The organism is Pseudomonas sp. GW822-FHT02E03, assembly GCF_058802325.1.
Genome location: NZ_JBXAOA010000033.1, coordinates 39,654 through 54,289 on the forward strand (window position 1 = coordinate 39,654; position 14,636 = coordinate 54,289).

The 14,636-nt window shown below is 59.4% G+C and carries 13 protein-coding genes; 2 read left to right on the plus strand and 11 right to left on the minus strand.

Annotation, left to right across the window (positions count from 1 at the left end; genetic code table 11):
* The first annotated feature begins 36 nt into the window (after positions 1-36).
* Together AC1RQB_RS21275 and AC1RQB_RS21280 are read left to right on the plus strand one after the other, a co-directional pair.
* Positions 37-795: a LuxR family transcriptional regulator gene (locus AC1RQB_RS21275; protein WP_063343815.1), complete on the plus strand. Its 759-nt coding sequence runs from the start codon at positions 37-39 to the stop codon at positions 793-795.
* Positions 796-888: 93 nt separating this feature from the next.
* Positions 889-1,833 (plus strand): proline iminopeptidase-family hydrolase, encoded by a 945-nt coding sequence (locus AC1RQB_RS21280; protein WP_063343814.1) that lies wholly within the window; start codon positions 889-891, stop codon positions 1,831-1,833.
* A 145-nt stretch (positions 1,834-1,978) separates the two neighbouring features.
* On the opposite strand, the gene AC1RQB_RS21285 is transcribed toward AC1RQB_RS21280, so the two are convergent.
* From AC1RQB_RS21285 to AC1RQB_RS21335, 11 genes are all read right to left on the minus strand, one after another.
* Complete coding sequence (locus AC1RQB_RS21285) at positions 1,979-2,770, minus strand: ABC transporter ATP-binding protein (RefSeq protein ID WP_063343813.1); 792 nt, start codon at positions 2,768-2,770, stop codon at positions 1,979-1,981.
* 64 nt (positions 2,771-2,834) lie between these two features.
* A complete protein-coding gene (gene ntrB / locus AC1RQB_RS21290) occupies positions 2,835-3,686 on the minus strand; it encodes a nitrate ABC transporter permease (protein WP_063343812.1) in 852 nt (283 codons plus the stop codon).
* Between the two features lie 15 nt (positions 3,687-3,701).
* Positions 3,702-4,988, minus strand: a complete 1,287-nt coding sequence (locus AC1RQB_RS21295; RefSeq protein WP_063343811.1) for a CmpA/NrtA family ABC transporter substrate-binding protein — start codon at positions 4,986-4,988, stop codon at positions 3,702-3,704.
* Positions 4,989-5,345: 357 nt separating this feature from the next.
* Positions 5,346-5,993 (minus strand): hypothetical protein, encoded by a 648-nt coding sequence (locus tag AC1RQB_RS21300; protein WP_063343810.1) that lies wholly within the window; start codon positions 5,991-5,993, stop codon positions 5,346-5,348.
* Positions 5,990-7,180: a methyl-accepting chemotaxis protein gene (locus AC1RQB_RS21305; protein ID WP_063343809.1), complete on the minus strand. Its 1,191-nt coding sequence runs from the start codon at positions 7,178-7,180 to the stop codon at positions 5,990-5,992. Before AC1RQB_RS21305 ends, AC1RQB_RS21300 begins: the two co-directional genes overlap by 4 nt.
* A gap of 319 nt (positions 7,181-7,499) precedes the next feature.
* Positions 7,500-7,835, minus strand: coding sequence for a hypothetical protein (locus AC1RQB_RS21310; RefSeq protein ID WP_063343808.1), 336 nt, complete (start codon positions 7,833-7,835; stop codon positions 7,500-7,502).
* Between the two features lie 100 nt (positions 7,836-7,935).
* Positions 7,936-9,408, minus strand: coding sequence for a family 16 glycosylhydrolase (locus AC1RQB_RS21315; RefSeq protein WP_081235341.1), 1,473 nt, complete (start codon positions 9,406-9,408; stop codon positions 7,936-7,938).
* Positions 9,405-10,469 carry a UDP-glucose 4-epimerase GalE gene (galE, locus tag AC1RQB_RS21320; protein WP_063343806.1) on the minus strand — a complete coding sequence of 355 codons (1,065 nt, stop codon included), beginning with the start codon at positions 10,467-10,469 and terminating at the stop codon, positions 9,405-9,407. The genes AC1RQB_RS21315 and galE overlap by 4 nt, the downstream gene beginning before the upstream one ends.
* A gap of 83 nt (positions 10,470-10,552) precedes the next feature.
* Positions 10,553-11,971 carry an oligosaccharide flippase family protein gene (locus tag AC1RQB_RS21325; RefSeq protein ID WP_063343805.1) on the minus strand — a complete coding sequence of 473 codons (1,419 nt, stop codon included), beginning with the start codon at positions 11,969-11,971 and terminating at the stop codon, positions 10,553-10,555.
* A gap of 13 nt (positions 11,972-11,984) precedes the next feature.
* Positions 11,985-12,938: a glycosyltransferase family 2 protein gene (locus AC1RQB_RS21330; RefSeq protein WP_063343804.1), complete on the minus strand. Its 954-nt coding sequence runs from the start codon at positions 12,936-12,938 to the stop codon at positions 11,985-11,987.
* 17 nt (positions 12,939-12,955) lie between these two features.
* Positions 12,956-14,269 carry an O-antigen ligase family protein gene (locus AC1RQB_RS21335; RefSeq protein WP_063343803.1) on the minus strand — a complete coding sequence of 438 codons (1,314 nt, stop codon included), beginning with the start codon at positions 14,267-14,269 and terminating at the stop codon, positions 12,956-12,958.
* Between the last annotated feature and the right edge of the window lie 367 nt (positions 14,270-14,636).

A 14,636-nucleotide genomic window follows, 5' to 3' on the forward strand; every position in this document is an offset into this window, starting at 1 on the left:
AATTTCAGGATTGAAATTAATTAGGGAGGGCAATGGATGCAGACGAAGCTATCAGACCTCAATCCCCGTCTGTTGTCGGGCAAGAGCCTGGATGAGCAGATGGACAACGCCTTGCTGTTGGCCCAGGAGCTGGGCTTCGATGCGTTGGTGTACGATTACAGCCCGGTGCCGCTGGACCATGAAGGCAAGTTGATCACGCCCTCGGTGCTCAAACTGCGCAACACACCCGCCGATTGGCATACGCGTTGGTGTGCGGAGGGTTACTACCAGATCGATCCTGTCCAGCAGGTAGCACTCAATCGTGTTTCACCCTTTGTCTGGTCCTATAAACCCGGAACTGACACCCTGCTGGAGCCGGTCATCAGTCAGTGCCATGCGCCAGTGGTGAATTATCTGGAAGACGCGCAGATGACCTGTGGTGTGTCGGTCCCGATTCATCTGCCCAGAGGCGGCTTTGCCTCCTTGACCGGGCTGCGTACCAGCAGCAGCAGTGTCTTGTGCGATGCCCGGCGGACCCTCGCCGATTTCAGCCTGATTTCCCATGCCTTGCAGGAAGCGGCCTATCCGTTGCTTGGCAAGGAGGCTCATACGCCTCCCATTTATCTGACCAAACGTGAACGCGAATGCCTTAAATGGGCGGCGGAGGGGCTGACCGCCGCCGAGATCGCCAACCAACTGAATCGTTCATTGGCCACCATCAGCCTCCATCTGACCTCGGCCATGCATAAACTCGGGGCCAAGAATCGGGTCCAGGCCGTGGTTCGGGCCACCCACTATCGATTGCTCGATAGCTGAAACAGGGCAAAAACCTATCTGTTTCTCTAGTTATTTTGAAGCTCTGATCCCGCTATCGTGTGCCGTACGGTTTTTCAGGGGCGGCACAAAGAAATGGAATCTATCGGAACTCGCGAAGGCTTCGCACCTTTTGGTCTCTATCAGACCTGGTATCGCGTCACAGGTCACTTTGACGGCAAAACCACGCCGCTGGTGATTTTGCATGGCGGCCCGGGCTGCACGCATGATTACGTCGATGCCTATAAGGACATCGCCGCGAGTGGGCGGGCGGTGGTGCATTACGATCAACTGGGTAATGGTCGCTCGACCCACCTGCCGGAAAAAGACACCTCGTTCTGGAACGTAGCGCTGTTTCTCGAGGAGCTGGACAACCTGCTGGATCATCTCGGTATCAGCGACAATTACGCACTCCTGGGGCAATCCTGGGGCGGCATGCTCGCCAGTGAACACGCGGTACGGCGACCTGTGGGGCTACGGGCCTTGATCCTCGCTAATTCCCCCTCGGACATGCGCGTCTGGGTTCAGGAAGCCAACCGTTTACGTCAACTGCTGCCTGCCGGTGTCCATGAAACTTTGCTTGAGTACGAACGGGCAGGGGATTTTCAAGCGGTCGCCTATCAGGACGCTTCGAGGGTTTTCTATGACAACCATGTGTGTCGCGTCATTCCCTGGCCCGAAGAAGTCGCGCGTACGTTTGCCCAGGTCGATGCCGATCCCACCGTTTACCATGCCATGAGCGGGCCGACGGAATTTCATGTGATAGGCAGCCTGAAAGACTGGACCATCGTCGACCGCTTGCCGCACGTCAACGTGCCGACGCTGGTGATCTCAGGTCGCTACGATGAAGCAACACCGACGGTGGTCAGACCCTTTCTGCAGCAGATCCCGAATGTTCGTTGGGCGTTGTTCGAGAACTCCAGCCATATGCCCCATGTCGAGGAGCGGGTCGGCTGCATGGGAACGGTGGTGAGTTTCCTGGATGAGTGCTTGAGCGGGGCGATGGCTGGCGATCGCAAGCTTGAAGAGCTCCCACTCTGACCCGTGACTTTCCTGCCTCGGGGCCACCTGACGAGCACACCTCGACCGTTGGATTCCGCGTCGAGGTTGAAGGGGATGTGCCTTTAGGCCTCCAGCGACTCGCCGCCATTGGCTGCCAGCCAGTCAATCCAGGCTTGTTTCGTTTTCACGCCGCCGGCATTTGCTGGCGGTGATAGAGGAACTCGAGGACCGTCGTGCGATAGCGGTGGTACTCGGGGTCGTTGGCCAGCACCAGGCGATTGCGCGGTTTTGCCAGGCCAACGCTAAGGATCTCACCGACGGTGGCCGCCGGCCCGTTGGTCATCATCACGATGCGGTCGGAGAGCAACACGGCCTCATCGACATCATGGGTGACCATTACCACGGTGCTCTGAGTGGCGGCAACGATACGCAGCAGCTCGTCCTGAAGGTGCGCGCGGGTGAGGGCGTCGAGCGCGCCGAAGGGTTCGTCCATCAGCAGTATTTTCGGCTCCATGGCCAGCGCCCGGGCGATGCCGACACGCTGCTTCATGCCCCCGGAAATCTCGCTGGGGTGCTTGTGCATGGCATGCTCAAGACCGACCATTGCCAGCGCCGCCTCGGTACGCGTCTTCAGCGCGGCCTTGTTTTCGCGTTTGCCGAATACCTTTTCCACGGCCAGGTGCACGTTACCGAAGCAAGTCAGCCAGGGCAGCAGGCTGTGGTTTTGAAACACCACTGCGCGCTCAGGGCCGGGACCGTCGATCTCGCGACCGTTGCATATCAAGCCGCCGCCATTGGCTTCAAGCAGACCGGCGATCAGGTTCAGCACGGTGGATTTGCCACAGCCTGAATGGCCGATCAACGAGACGAACTCGCCACGAGCGATACTCAGGTTGACGTTGCTGAGGGCCTGGAAGCGGCCTTTTTTGGTGTCGAAGTGCTTGCTGACCTGGGTCAGCTCGACGAATTTAGTCATCTCGGTTCTCCTGCATCGGGTAGCGCCAGGTGCGGGCAACCCAAACACCCGCGCGGGCGTCGGTTCAGTTGGTGTAGTCGAAGCGTTTGGCGATCCACAACAGGCCCTGCTCGAGCAGCAGGCCGACCAGACCGACGATGATGATGGCGATGAGAATGTGCTCGACATTGAGGTTGTTCCATTCGTCCCACACCCAGAAGCCAAGACCGACACCGCCGGTGAGCATTTCTGCGGCGACGATCACCAGCCACGCCACGCCAATGGACAAGCGAATACCGGTCATCAGATGTGGCAGCACCGAAGGAAACAGGATGTGGGTGAACACCTTCCACTCGCTGAGCTTGAGCACCCGAGCGACGTTCAGATAGTCCTGCGGCACGCTGGCGACCCCCGCGGCGGTGTTGAGAATGATCGGCCAGATCGAGCTGATGAAAATCACCCAGATCGATGCCGGGCCGGCGGCCTTGAACACCAGCAGGCCGATCGGCAACCACGCCAGTGGCGAGACCGGACGTAGCAGGCTGATGATTGGCGCGAACATGCCGCCGAGGAAGGCGAAGCGGCCGATGGCGAAGCCCAGCGGAATACCGAGCAGGGCGGCGAGGCCGAAGCCGATGCCGACCCGGCCAAGAGAGGCCAGTACGTTCCAGCCGATGCCCATGTCGTTCGGACCGTTGTCGTAGAAGGGGGCGCTGAACAGTTCCAGGGCTGAATACCACGTAGCGAGCGGACCGGGCAGGCCCTCACTGCGTGCGGCTATAAACGCCCAGACGGCGAGAAACAGGGCGATACCCAATACTGGGGCAATGCCATCCCTGGCGCGTTGACGCAACCCGCTCAGGAGGGGAGAGCGACGCTCTGGCTGGGTACTCGCCGTAGTGGTGGGCGGCGCTGGCAACTTGAGGGGTGCGTTCATGGCGGGTTACTCCGGTCAGGCTTTGATGGTGAAGGAGTTGGCATAGGCGGCCGGATTGGAGCCGTCCCAGACCTTGCCGTCGATCAGGGTGCTACTGCGCAGCGGACTGCCCGGCACAGTCAGGCCAAGCTGGCTGGCGGCTTCGCCGTAGAGCTTTGTCTGATTGATAGACTTGGCCACACCGGCGTAGTCCACATCCTCCTTGAGCAGGCCCCAGCGACGGAACTGAGTGAGGAACCACATACCGTCCGACAGGTACGGATAGTTGACGCTGCCATCCTTGCAGAAGGACATCGCATGCTCGTCCGTCCATTGCTTACCTAACCCGTCGTCGTAGTGGCCGAGGAAGCGTTGTTCGATCACTTCGACGGGCGCATTCACGTAGGCCTTGCCGGCGATCAGTTGGGCGGTGCTTTTCTTGTTCTCTACGCTGGCCTCGATGAACCGGCTGGCGTCGAGCACCGCCATGGTCAGCGCCCGGGCGGTGTTGGGGTATTGCTCGACGAAGGCACGGGTGGTGCCAAGGATTTTCTCCGGGTGATCGGGCCAGAGTTTCTGGGTGGTAAGGGCGGTGAAGCCGATGTTGTCGGCGATCGCCCGGGCTCCCCAAGGCTCGCCGACACAGAAGCCGTCCATGTTACCCACGCGCATGTTGGCAACCATCTGTGGCGGTGGCACCACGATGGTCTTCACATCGGTCAGCGGGTTGATGCCGAGGCTGGCAAGCCAGTAATTGAGCCACATGGCATGGGTGCCGGTGGGGAACGTCTGGGCGAAGGTCAGTGGCGTGCCACCTTGCTTGACCTTGGCGGCCAGTTGCTCGCCATTGGTCACGCCCGCTTGCTGCAGCTGGTTGGAGAGAGTGATCGCCTGGCCGTTCTGGTTCAGTCCCATGAGCATGGCCATATCTTTCTGCGGCCCGCCGATGCCCAGTTGCACGCCATAGATCAGGCCGTAGAGCACATGGGCAGCATCCAGTTCGCCGTTGAGCAGTTTGTCGCGCACGCCGGCCCAGGACGCCTCTTTACTCGGCGTGATGGTGAGGCCGTATTTTTCGCCGAAACCCTGGGTTGCCGCCACTACGACTGACGCGCAGTCGGTGAGGGGAATGAAACCGACCTTCAGCGCAGCTTTCTCCGGCGCGTCGCTGCCGGCAGCCCAGACCGCGCTGCGCAGAAAGCCCGGCACGACGACATCGAGGGCGGCGATCCCGGCGACGGTGCCGGCCGTCACCAGGGATTGCTTCAGGAAGGTGCGCCGGCCGGGGTGTACCGGATGTTGCGAGTCACGCTCATCAGTCATAACCACATCCTTTTTTTAGGGGCAAAAAAAAACGGCGCGCGCCAGGCACCCTCGATAGAGGGACCTGACGGACGCCGTTGTCCGGAAAGTGCAGCACGCCGCCATTGGCGTGCCGCATGAGTCTGTTAGTCAGTAGTAGCAAAGGGCTTGCCAAGTTTATGTCCGAGTTTTTTTATGCAAAAAAAATCAATTGGTACAAAGGCTTGAAGTGGTTTTGTGATGTTTTCTAAAAAGATATCGAAGGGGGCGTAGAGCCGGGGGAGAGCGAAGCACTGATCGCTTTTTGGGCAGCTTGGGTGCGAGGTGAACTAAAACAGCTCTCCTGCGCACCGTTGCGTAGTCGAATGGAGGTAAGCCTTAGCCCAGATCCCGGCGGATGGCGTCGAGGCGTTCGTCGAGCAATGGGGTGAGCAGGGCGTAGCACTGCGCCGGGGAGATGGACACTGTCGTTGTACCGATCAGGCCGCGTTGCAGTCGTTCCAGAGCGTTGTGCAGCGAGCGGGGGGCATGCCTGAGCAAGCGCTCGTGCAGGTACTGTAATTGAACAAGCATTTGCAGTGGGCAACTCTGATGGGCGGCGGCGCGCACCGACAGGCCGCGCAGCCGCCCCAGGTCTTCCAGCTCCCAACAGCGCTCGGCGATGCTCGGAGGCTGCAGATTAAGCGCGCAGCGCCGCAGTTCGAGGTTCTGGATGGCGCCGAGCAGGTCTTGCAGCAACCGGCAATGGCCCTCGAAATCCGCTGGCTCGCGACGTAACGTGTTCCAGGCCTGGCACTGTGCGCTATACGGCCATTCTTTCCAGCGTTGGTCGAGCGAATGACCCAGTGCCTGGCAACGCTGTTGTGCCTCGCGGGTGGTCTGCCCGCCGAGACCGCGATGCTGCTGCAGGCCTTGCAACAGGTCGAGACCCAGCAAAAGCATCTGTCTGAGTCCCGCGTCGTTTTGTGGCAGACGGGGTCGTCGGGATTGCCCACCATCGAGTGCGGCGGCGAATTGTAGGTTCATGGGCGGTTTCCGACGGTGAGCTGGTTGAGATAATGGGTCAGGTCGTGCAGCGCATGGGTCCGCGTACGCTGCTCTTGCACCGCGGCATTGACCTGTTGCAACTGTTCGCTGAGGGCATGATTGGCATGCTGGTGTTCGCTGAGCGCCTGTTGCATGGCGCCGAGGTGTTGCAGATTGATCTGACTATGTTGAGCCAGGTCGTCGAGGTTGGCGGCGAGTTGCTCGCTCTGTTGGCTACCGGCTGCCAGCAGGTCGCGGTGTTCCTTGACCTCGCCATCCACTTGGCGCACGGCCATGGCGATCGCGGTCGCGGCTGTGGTGATTTCATGGGTAGCCCGGTCCGTGGCTTGGGCCAGGCTGCGGACCTCATCGGCGACCACTGCGAAACCGCGACCGTGCTCGCCGGCACGGGCCGCTTCGATGGAGGCATTGAGTGCCAACAACTGGGTCTGTTTGGCCAGTGCCTGAATGCTGTTGACGGTGCTTTCTACTGCGCTAGTGCGCTGCAGCAATGCTTCCACGGCGTGTGCGGTATTGCCCAGGCTGTGCTGAATGGCGCGCATGCTGTCGCCCACTGAGCGCGCCTCCAGACAACCGGTTTCGCTCATGGCATGGGCGTTGGCGAAGGCTGCCAGCGCGCCCTGGGCCAAGGCATCAATGCTGTGTAAGGTCTGATCGATTTGCTCGCTGGCGGCGGCGATCATGGCGATTCGTTGGCTCTGATCCTCACCTTGGTCGCGGGCCTGTTGAGACATTTGCTCCAGCGCACGACTGGCGAACTGTACTTCGCTGCGCAAGCGCTCGTTGTTGCGCAGTTGCATGCTGGCGGCCACCAGTAGCGTCGCTGGGTCGGCATCCCGGGAGCTGCGCAGCAGTTGTGCAAGTTCAGTGTCCCAGAATATCTGTAGATGGCGTTGATGACGCTCACGAAGATGCCACGCGCACCCCAGATAGAGGACGCCAGGTAACAGGGTCAGTGCGCTTGCTGGCTGTTCGGCCAGTGCGAGACCGCAGGCCCCGAGGGCCAACCCGAGTGGTAACCAGAGGCCGATCCTGCTGCGTTCAAGCAGGGCCATGCCAGGGTCGAACAATGACCGCAGTGCAATGCCACCAGGGCGTGACTTGCCAACACCGCCGTGTGCAGGCGCGATGGCGTGACCCTGGGGGAGCATTCCTTGAGCAGGCATGAGGATTTCCTTTTATGCCGGGGTGAAAGCAAAAAACGGCGCACGCCCACCTGTCGCAATGCGCAGGGGAGCGGACGCCGTTGTCCGTGATGTTTGCGAAGCCATCGTCGTTGATGGCTCAAGCCTGATCAGACCTAAGCAAGTTGTTTGCCAGCCGTGCCATCGACAACTTGTCAGCCTGTCGCTCGCGCAGTGGGAGGGGTTTCATTCGATGGCTATAGGGCTGCGAAGGTAGAAAACGCGATCAACGCACCAGTCGCGGGAATTGCCGAGCCGCAGTGCTCTGTTCTGGTTCGCGCAGGGCGTTACAGCATGTTGGTCAGAAAGGCCGATCCGGGATCCCTGACAGGTCAGATTTCGTCGTCTCCCTCAGCCGAAACTGTGACTCATGTATTGAGTTCTGCGCAGAGAAGAGATGGACAGGGTATTCAGCCATGATTAATCGCAAGTGCTCGATAGCTTCCAGGTATTTAAGATCGGCCTGCCGTCTTTTCCTCTGATACTGGGTGAACTTTTCCGCGTCCATGTGAGGCTGATCGAGAAGATCAAGGGCGGCGTGGCTCAAGTGATAGGCGTCGCTGAACAGTTGTTTGTTACGTTCAAGCGCCAGATTCAGGCAGGCAATCGCTTGATCGGAAGTCATCGTACCGTTCATTGCTGCGACCTCTTTTATGGGGGTGTTCCTGGAATTTGGGTAATGCCTGGCTCCGGTGAAAAGCGGTTGGGGCCTTTCAAGAAAACCGGTCGAGTTGCGACTATCTACCGCGACGCCACACCTTGAGGTAGTCCACGCTGAAGGTGGAGGGCAGATCGGCGTCGTCGACTACGCCGAACCACTGCCACATGGCCTCGCTGTCAAAGAGGATATGCATGGGGAAGAACCAGTGGGTGTTCTTTGCCTCGCGCACCAGTACGCCGTCGACGTACCAGCGCAATGTGTCGGGCTGCCAGTCAAAACCGTAGACATGGAAGGCACTGGCCAGCCGCCATGGGCTGATCCAGCTGCTGCCATCGCTCAAATGCTCGGTACTGTGCGGCGTGGCCCAAACGTGGGCGTTCATGTTGTACCGACGGTCGAAGGAGGCGTTTTTGGTTTTGCCACCGATTTCGAAAATATCGATTTCCGTGGCATTGTCGGCAAGCCCCGTAAACGCGAGCCAGAAGGCGCTGGAGCCGGCCGAGTCCATCGGTTTGGCGCGGGCTTCGTAGTAGCCGTAAAAACTGCGCTCGATCGTTCGCACCATCGCCGAGCTGTAACCTTCAAAGCCGAGTCTTACGTACTTTTGCGGCAAGGTTTGCTTGCGGAAAACGATGTTCAGATGGCCGTCGCTCAGGTAAGCGTTGTCCGGCATGAACAGCGCCGGCTTGCGCCCGAGCGAGTCGGTGCCGGTGGCATTGTTGACGTGCCAGCGACTGGCGTTAAGGGTCGCGTCATCGAAGTCGTCGGAGAATCGTGTGTCCAGCATCCACTGGCCGGCATTGCCCTGATCGGACAGCGGCAGTTTGGCGTTGGCCAGTTCCGGTACCGTTCCCAACGGGCCGACGCGGGTCCAGGAACTGGCAGCCTTGGGGAGGGCGACGGACCACTTGTTTGCCAAATACTGAAACACGCGCTGCCGTTCCTCCAGGGAGGCCAGGTGCCGGTCGTACATCAGTATTTCGGCGATGTCGCCGCGCAAATGTTCGACGCTGCCGACTACGTTGCGCCCCACCGCATACGGGCCGATGGGCACGTCGTTGAGTTCCAGGACGAAAAGGGTCGGATCGTAGGCGGTGCGTTGTTGCACGCTGATCGCGAAGTTCGGCGGCACGTTGTCGTTATCGGCGATTATCGGGCGCGAACTGAACAGTCGCTGCCAGGTCTCGCCGCCGCTTTGCTCGTTTAGTCTGCGTGACACGATCAATAGGGTAACAGGGCCTTTTGCCGTACGAATGGCCTTGCCAAGGAAGGCTGAAGTACCACTCAAGCGCACCACCGGATGGCCATTCATGGCGTTCTCCACACGCTGCGGGAGTGCGGCGCCTGCGCCATTGTCTACGGCAACGTCATTGGCTTGGCCGGACTTGTCGTGCCACCGCAGGAGGTGGTTCTGGGCATCGAGGGTCATTGTCGACGCGTCGGCGGCGTCGAGCCACAGCACCAAGCCGTTGGCCAGCGGCGGGGGAGTGCCACCCGACGCGTTGCAAACGATCGATAGCAGGGTCGCCAAAACAATGAACCTGCTCATATCCATTGCTTCAACGCAGTCGATGCCGCCAATCCGGGTTGGGAGTGGTACCCATACGGATTACACAATTGCCATCGCCAAGTGTCGATGATCATTTGCATCAGGTCGCGCTGTGCGTACCAGCCTAGATCACGCCCGGCCTTGGTGGGGTCGGCCCAGCACTCGGCGATATCGCCATCGCGGCGCGGTGCGAACCGGAAGGGGATGGTAATACCGGTAATGTTTTCGAAGCTGTGGATGATCTGCAGCACGCTATGGCCAATGCCTGTTCCCAGGTTCCAGACGTGGATGCCGTTTGTGTTCTGCAACGCCCGCAACGCTTTGAGATGGCCATCGGCAACATCGAGCACATGGACGTAATCGCGCACGCACGTTCCGTCGACAGTGGGGTAGTCGCTGCCGTACACCATGAGTTCGGGCACTTGCCTCATCGCGACCCGTGTCAGGCAAGGCAGCAGGTTGTTGGGCCTGCCATTGGGGTTTTCTCCGATCAGCCCGCTTGCGTGAGCACCAATCGGGTTGAAGTAGCGCAACACCGCAATGCTCCATTGCGGATCGGACAGGCACAGGTCGGTGAGCAACTCTTCGATCAGCAGCTTGGTGCGGCCGTAGGGATTGATCGGTTTGCCGGCGCCCATGTCTTCGATGAGCGGTATCTGCCGGGGGGCGCCATACACGGTGGCTGACGAGCTGAACACCAGTTTGAAGACCTCGAACCGGGCCATCGCATGGCAGAGGTTGAGCGTGCCAACCACGTTGTTGGCGTAATAATCCAGCGGCTTGCGAACGCTTTCCTCCACGGACTTGAGCCCGGCAAAGTGCACCACGGCATCGATGTCGTAGCGGCTGAAGATATCGTCGAGCAGGTGGCTATCGCGAATATCGCCTTCAATGAAATCGACTCGCTTGCGAGTCAGATACTCCAGGCGCGTGAGCGATTCGTGGCAGCTGTTACACAGGTTATCGAGGACCAACACCTGTCGACCGGCGTCAATCAGGGTCAGGGTGGTATGGGAGCCGATGTATCCGGCCCCGCCGGTAATCAACGTGGTTTTGTGCATGATGAGGCGTTCCTGTCACAAGGAAATTGCACGAGTCAGGAGAATGGGGTCCGGGAAGGGAAAAGGTTGTCGGAGGCGTCCTCTCAGCGGGTGGTGAAAACCGATTTGAATTCTTGCGGCCAGCGCGGATGCATCACGCTATACGCCACGGCATAACTCAGCGCGCCAACCACGATGCTGCAGATCAGGTGCAAGTAGCCCTGAACACCCAGGCGGGAAGAAACCATCAGGACGATCACTGCCATGACGAACGAAGCAATCACGCTGCGATAGTTGGTTTCGAAAAATCGCCGCCAGCCATAGCCGATTGCACTGTTTAACCCGCGGATTTGCAGTGGCGTGATGATCGCCATCCGGACCAGCAGGGCGAGGGCGGCGGCCATGCCGCCATAGAGGCTGCCGAAGCCATAGACCAGCGCCAGTGCCAATACGGTGGTTGCCACTTCGGCCTTGATGGTCAGGTGGCTGCAATTGACCGCGACCAGTGCGGTCGTGGCGTACATGGCGGTGTTACCGATGGCTGCCGTGCACGCAAGCACTTGCAGCAGCACAATGGCCTCGGTCCATTTGGCGCCGAAGATCAACAGGATCAGGTCGTGCGCCGTGAGTGCGATGCCGATGAACAGGGGCGTCAGCAGGAAGCAGCTGACGGCGGTCGAATCGCTGATGATCGCGCGCAACCGCGATGGATCGGCGCTGCGTCGGGCAAACACCGGCAGCGCATAGCTGATCAGGCCGTGATAGATCGCCGTGCGCGGCAGATCGATGATGCGCATCGCCATGTTGAACATGCCAACCGCGTTGGTGCCGGCCGTCATGCCCAGGATGACGGTGACCCCGCGCTGTAGCGTTTGCGAACTCAGCGCGTTGACGGCAACCGGTGCGCCAGCCCTCAACAGTTCGCGCAAGAGCGGGCCGTCAATGTAAAAGGCAATGCGGCGCGGGTCGGCGCGCATCAATACGATAATGGACACGAACTCCATGATCAGTGCCTGAGCAATGACCGCCCAGGCGCCCAATCCCCAGAGCGCGACAGCGATGCCGCCCACGCCACCGCACACTTTTCCCAGCAGCGTGCGCGAGGCCAGCATCCTGAAGTTGCCGCTACGGCGCATTTGCGCCACATAGACCCGCGCCATCATGGTGAACAGGATTTTGACCGAGGCCACCGCCGTCATCCATTGCAGCATCGGGTTAGGCGTGTACAGCATCGCCGCGCCCGAGATGACGACGATGGACGCCAGGCTGACGAGTACCGACGCCCAGAAGGCTGTGGCGATGTGTTTGTCTTCCAGCCGCTCGAGTCGTACCAGCGGGTCTTCCAGAACCGAGGAATACATCATGCCGATCAACTCGACGATGGCAATGATGACCGTGCCCACACCCAACTCTGTGGGCGACAGCAGCCTGGCATACGCGACAAAGGTAATCATCGACAGGAAAATCAGGCCGAATTTCTCGGTGAAAATCCAGATCAATTTAACCAGACGGTGATTGGCCATGGCGGATACCGGCTCAATGAGCGGTGGTTGACGCAACTGCCTTACGCAATGACTGGACGCATGCATAGAGCAAGCGCAAGGTCGGTTTGCCGCTCCTGAAGAACAGCGTTTGCCAGGAGTACTCCAGCATTCGCCGGTACACATCAATCACCTGGGCATGCTCGCCTCTGCGGGAAAACAGTTCGAGAAAGTCGGAGTGGCTGCCCAGAGCGAAATCGATCCGTTGCTGCTTGCTCAGCTGCGGCCCAAAGTGGGCGAGGAACGCTTCGATGAACCTGATCTTGTACGGGTAGTACCTTGTCGGTTGCGCGGTCATGTTGCCGCTGTTGACCATGCGCTGCAGCAGCACCTCTGGCACGGTGTGAACCTCCCAGTGTTCGGCGATCCGGGTCCACATGAAGCGGTCTTCGGAGTAACGCAGGCTGGCATTGAAGCCGCCGAGTTGCATGATCACGTCACGTCTGACCATCGCGGAGGACACGCCATTGAGGACGTTGGCGCGGATGAAATCGTCGAAATGCCTACCGTTTTTTTGCCGGTTTTCCAGTATTCGCGTACCGTCGCTGTAGTCGTTGTGCACGTAGCAATCTATCAGCGCCACCGGCCGCCCCTGACGACTCAGTTCGTCAAACAGTGCCAGTTGTTGCTCCAGCTTTTGCGGATACCATCTGTCATCGGCATCGAGAAACGCCACATAAGTCTCTTCAGTGTGCTGCAGTCCGTGGTTGCGGGCGCTGGCCTGGCCTTCGTTGGCTTGATGCAACAGCGTCAGGCGAAACGGCGCCGCGAAGTCCTTGACGCGTTGTGGTCCATCATCGGTGGAACCATCGTCGATGACGATGACGTGATCGGGCAGTCGGGTTTGCCCGGCCACGGACGCCAGTGTTTGCTCGATGCTGTCGGCGCCGTTGTACATCGGGATCACGACGCATACTGAATGGGGTGAAGGGGGGGCTTGGTCTGGCACGGTTATTTCTCCTTTTGTTACGCATTGGCTGAGTCGCGTGGTAATGCCTTGCCAGGCGGACGCTGACCCAGGGTTGGCCGTGACAACTCGGGGTATGTCGCGTGGTGGTGCCGGAATGAGAGGGCGAGGATGCAGAACACCAGAAACTCTGCGCAGCGGTAGTTGGGAACGACATACGCCACATAGTTGGTGAGCATGAACGATCCGATGATGACCATGGCGCTGGCGTGAAACCGCGCCGACTGATCCGACACCACGGCTCGGTAGTGTTTGATCAACGCCTCGATCAGCATCAGGATCAGTGCCGTCAGCTGGATGACACCGCCGTTGAGCAAGGTCTCCATGTAGCCGCTGTGGGCATTGCCGATGTAACCCCAGCGGTTGATGAATGTCTCGGCGTCCGGGCTGGACCAGAAAGCGCCGAAGCCGTAACCCTTGAGGAATTCGGCGTCGATCAGCGGTGTGAGCAAGTCCCAGATCAGCGTGCGGTCGGTGAGTGATGCGTCACGCCCCATCAGTTCCAGCAGCAGGGTGTAATTGCCGTATAGAAACAGGCAGATCAGCAAATAGATAATTGTCGTACCGAGGAATGCTGTCAGTGAGCGGTTGATGTGCAAGCGGATCAGCGTGAGGAAGTACCAATAGCTCACGGTGCCGGCAACAATCAGTGCGATTGCCGTGGCAGATTGGGCCAGTGCAATCGCGATCAGCGAGAACAGCGAGTAGATGATCGCCCAGGGATTGCGCTGACGGATCAGCGGCAGCAGTAACAGAATGGCGATCGCGTTGATTCGGGCAGCGGCATTTTTTTCCGGGAAAATTCCCTTGAACGCACCGTCACGAATGCCGCCATCAATGAAGACGATGTCGGGCCTTACCAGCGCGAATATCAAACCGAACAACGCTACTGCGCCGATGGTGCTGCCGAGCATGAAAGCGATTTTCTCGAGGCGGTAGTTGTAGGCGATGAAACCTGCAAAGAACACCACGCTGATCAGCGCCACAAACCGTTTGAAACTCAACATCGGGTCGTAGGACCAACTGATCGATACGGCCAGGCTGAGCATGAATATCAGCAGAAAGGCGTTGTGCCTGTAAAAGCTTTTGCTGATGAAGACCTTGTTGCGGATGAAGAAGAACAAAGGAACCAGCAGGGTGATCAGGCCGCAGATCTGGTTGACCACGTTGCCTTCGAGGTCTTTTTCGGCTGCGCCCAGATTCGACATATCAGCCAACCCGAAAAAAAATCCGATCACCTGGATATAGAACAGCACGCCGAACAATGTGAAAGCGTCGCGCAGGTTGGTGTACCTGACTTCCAGTTTGTTCATGATGATTGGCTCCCCAGGGGGGCGTTCTCAATTAGTTTCCCCGCCGCGTTATCGTGTTAGAACGGCATGGGTATCCACATATCTCTCGGGCTTTGGAGAGTTAGGGGCCTGGTGTTGTAGGAGCGAGGCTTGCCCGCGAAGGCTGCATGTCAGGCGGCTTGTTTTTTGATGGTGTACATATCCGTTTCTGCGGTAACGGCGGCTTAGGGTTTCGCTTTTACAGCGAGTCACTTTCGAAAAGCGCGAAAGTAACCAAAGCGCTCTTGCCCCGCCATTCGGTGCCTCGCCTAGGCTCGGCATGCCCTCACTCCGGCATTGCTCCGGGGGCCCGCCGCCATCGGCCATCCATGGCCGGGGGCGGCTACCG

What these genes read in the sequence shown, in the direction of transcription:
- AC1RQB_RS21275 (WP_063343815.1), top strand. Translation starts at nt 37, where the DNA reads ATGCAGACGAAGCTATCAGACCTCAATCCCCGTCTGTTGTCGGGCAAG.
- AC1RQB_RS21280 (WP_063343814.1), top strand. Translation starts at nt 889, where the DNA reads ATGGAATCTATCGGAACTCGCGAAGGCTTCGCACCTTTTGGTCTCTAT.
- AC1RQB_RS21285 (WP_063343813.1), bottom strand. Translation starts at nt 2,770, where the DNA reads ATGACTAAATTCGTCGAGCTGACCCAGGTCAGCAAGCACTTCGACACC.
- ntrB (WP_063343812.1), bottom strand. Translation starts at nt 3,686, where the DNA reads ATGAACGCACCCCTCAAGTTGCCAGCGCCGCCCACCACTACGGCGAGT.
- AC1RQB_RS21295 (WP_063343811.1), bottom strand. Translation starts at nt 4,988, where the DNA reads ATGACTGATGAGCGTGACTCGCAACATCCGGTACACCCCGGCCGGCGC.
- AC1RQB_RS21300 (WP_063343810.1), bottom strand. Translation starts at nt 5,993, where the DNA reads ATGAACCTACAATTCGCCGCCGCACTCGATGGTGGGCAATCCCGACGA.
- AC1RQB_RS21305 (WP_063343809.1), bottom strand. Translation starts at nt 7,180, where the DNA reads ATGCCTGCTCAAGGAATGCTCCCCCAGGGTCACGCCATCGCGCCTGCA.
- AC1RQB_RS21310 (WP_063343808.1), bottom strand. Translation starts at nt 7,835, where the DNA reads ATGAACGGTACGATGACTTCCGATCAAGCGATTGCCTGCCTGAATCTG.
- AC1RQB_RS21315 (WP_081235341.1), bottom strand. Translation starts at nt 9,408, where the DNA reads ATGAGCAGGTTCATTGTTTTGGCGACCCTGCTATCGATCGTTTGCAAC.
- galE (WP_063343806.1), bottom strand. Translation starts at nt 10,469, where the DNA reads ATGCACAAAACCACGTTGATTACCGGCGGGGCCGGATACATCGGCTCC.
- AC1RQB_RS21325 (WP_063343805.1), bottom strand. Translation starts at nt 11,971, where the DNA reads ATGGCCAATCACCGTCTGGTTAAATTGATCTGGATTTTCACCGAGAAA.
- AC1RQB_RS21335 (WP_063343803.1), bottom strand. Translation starts at nt 14,269, where the DNA reads ATGAACAAACTGGAAGTCAGGTACACCAACCTGCGCGACGCTTTCACA.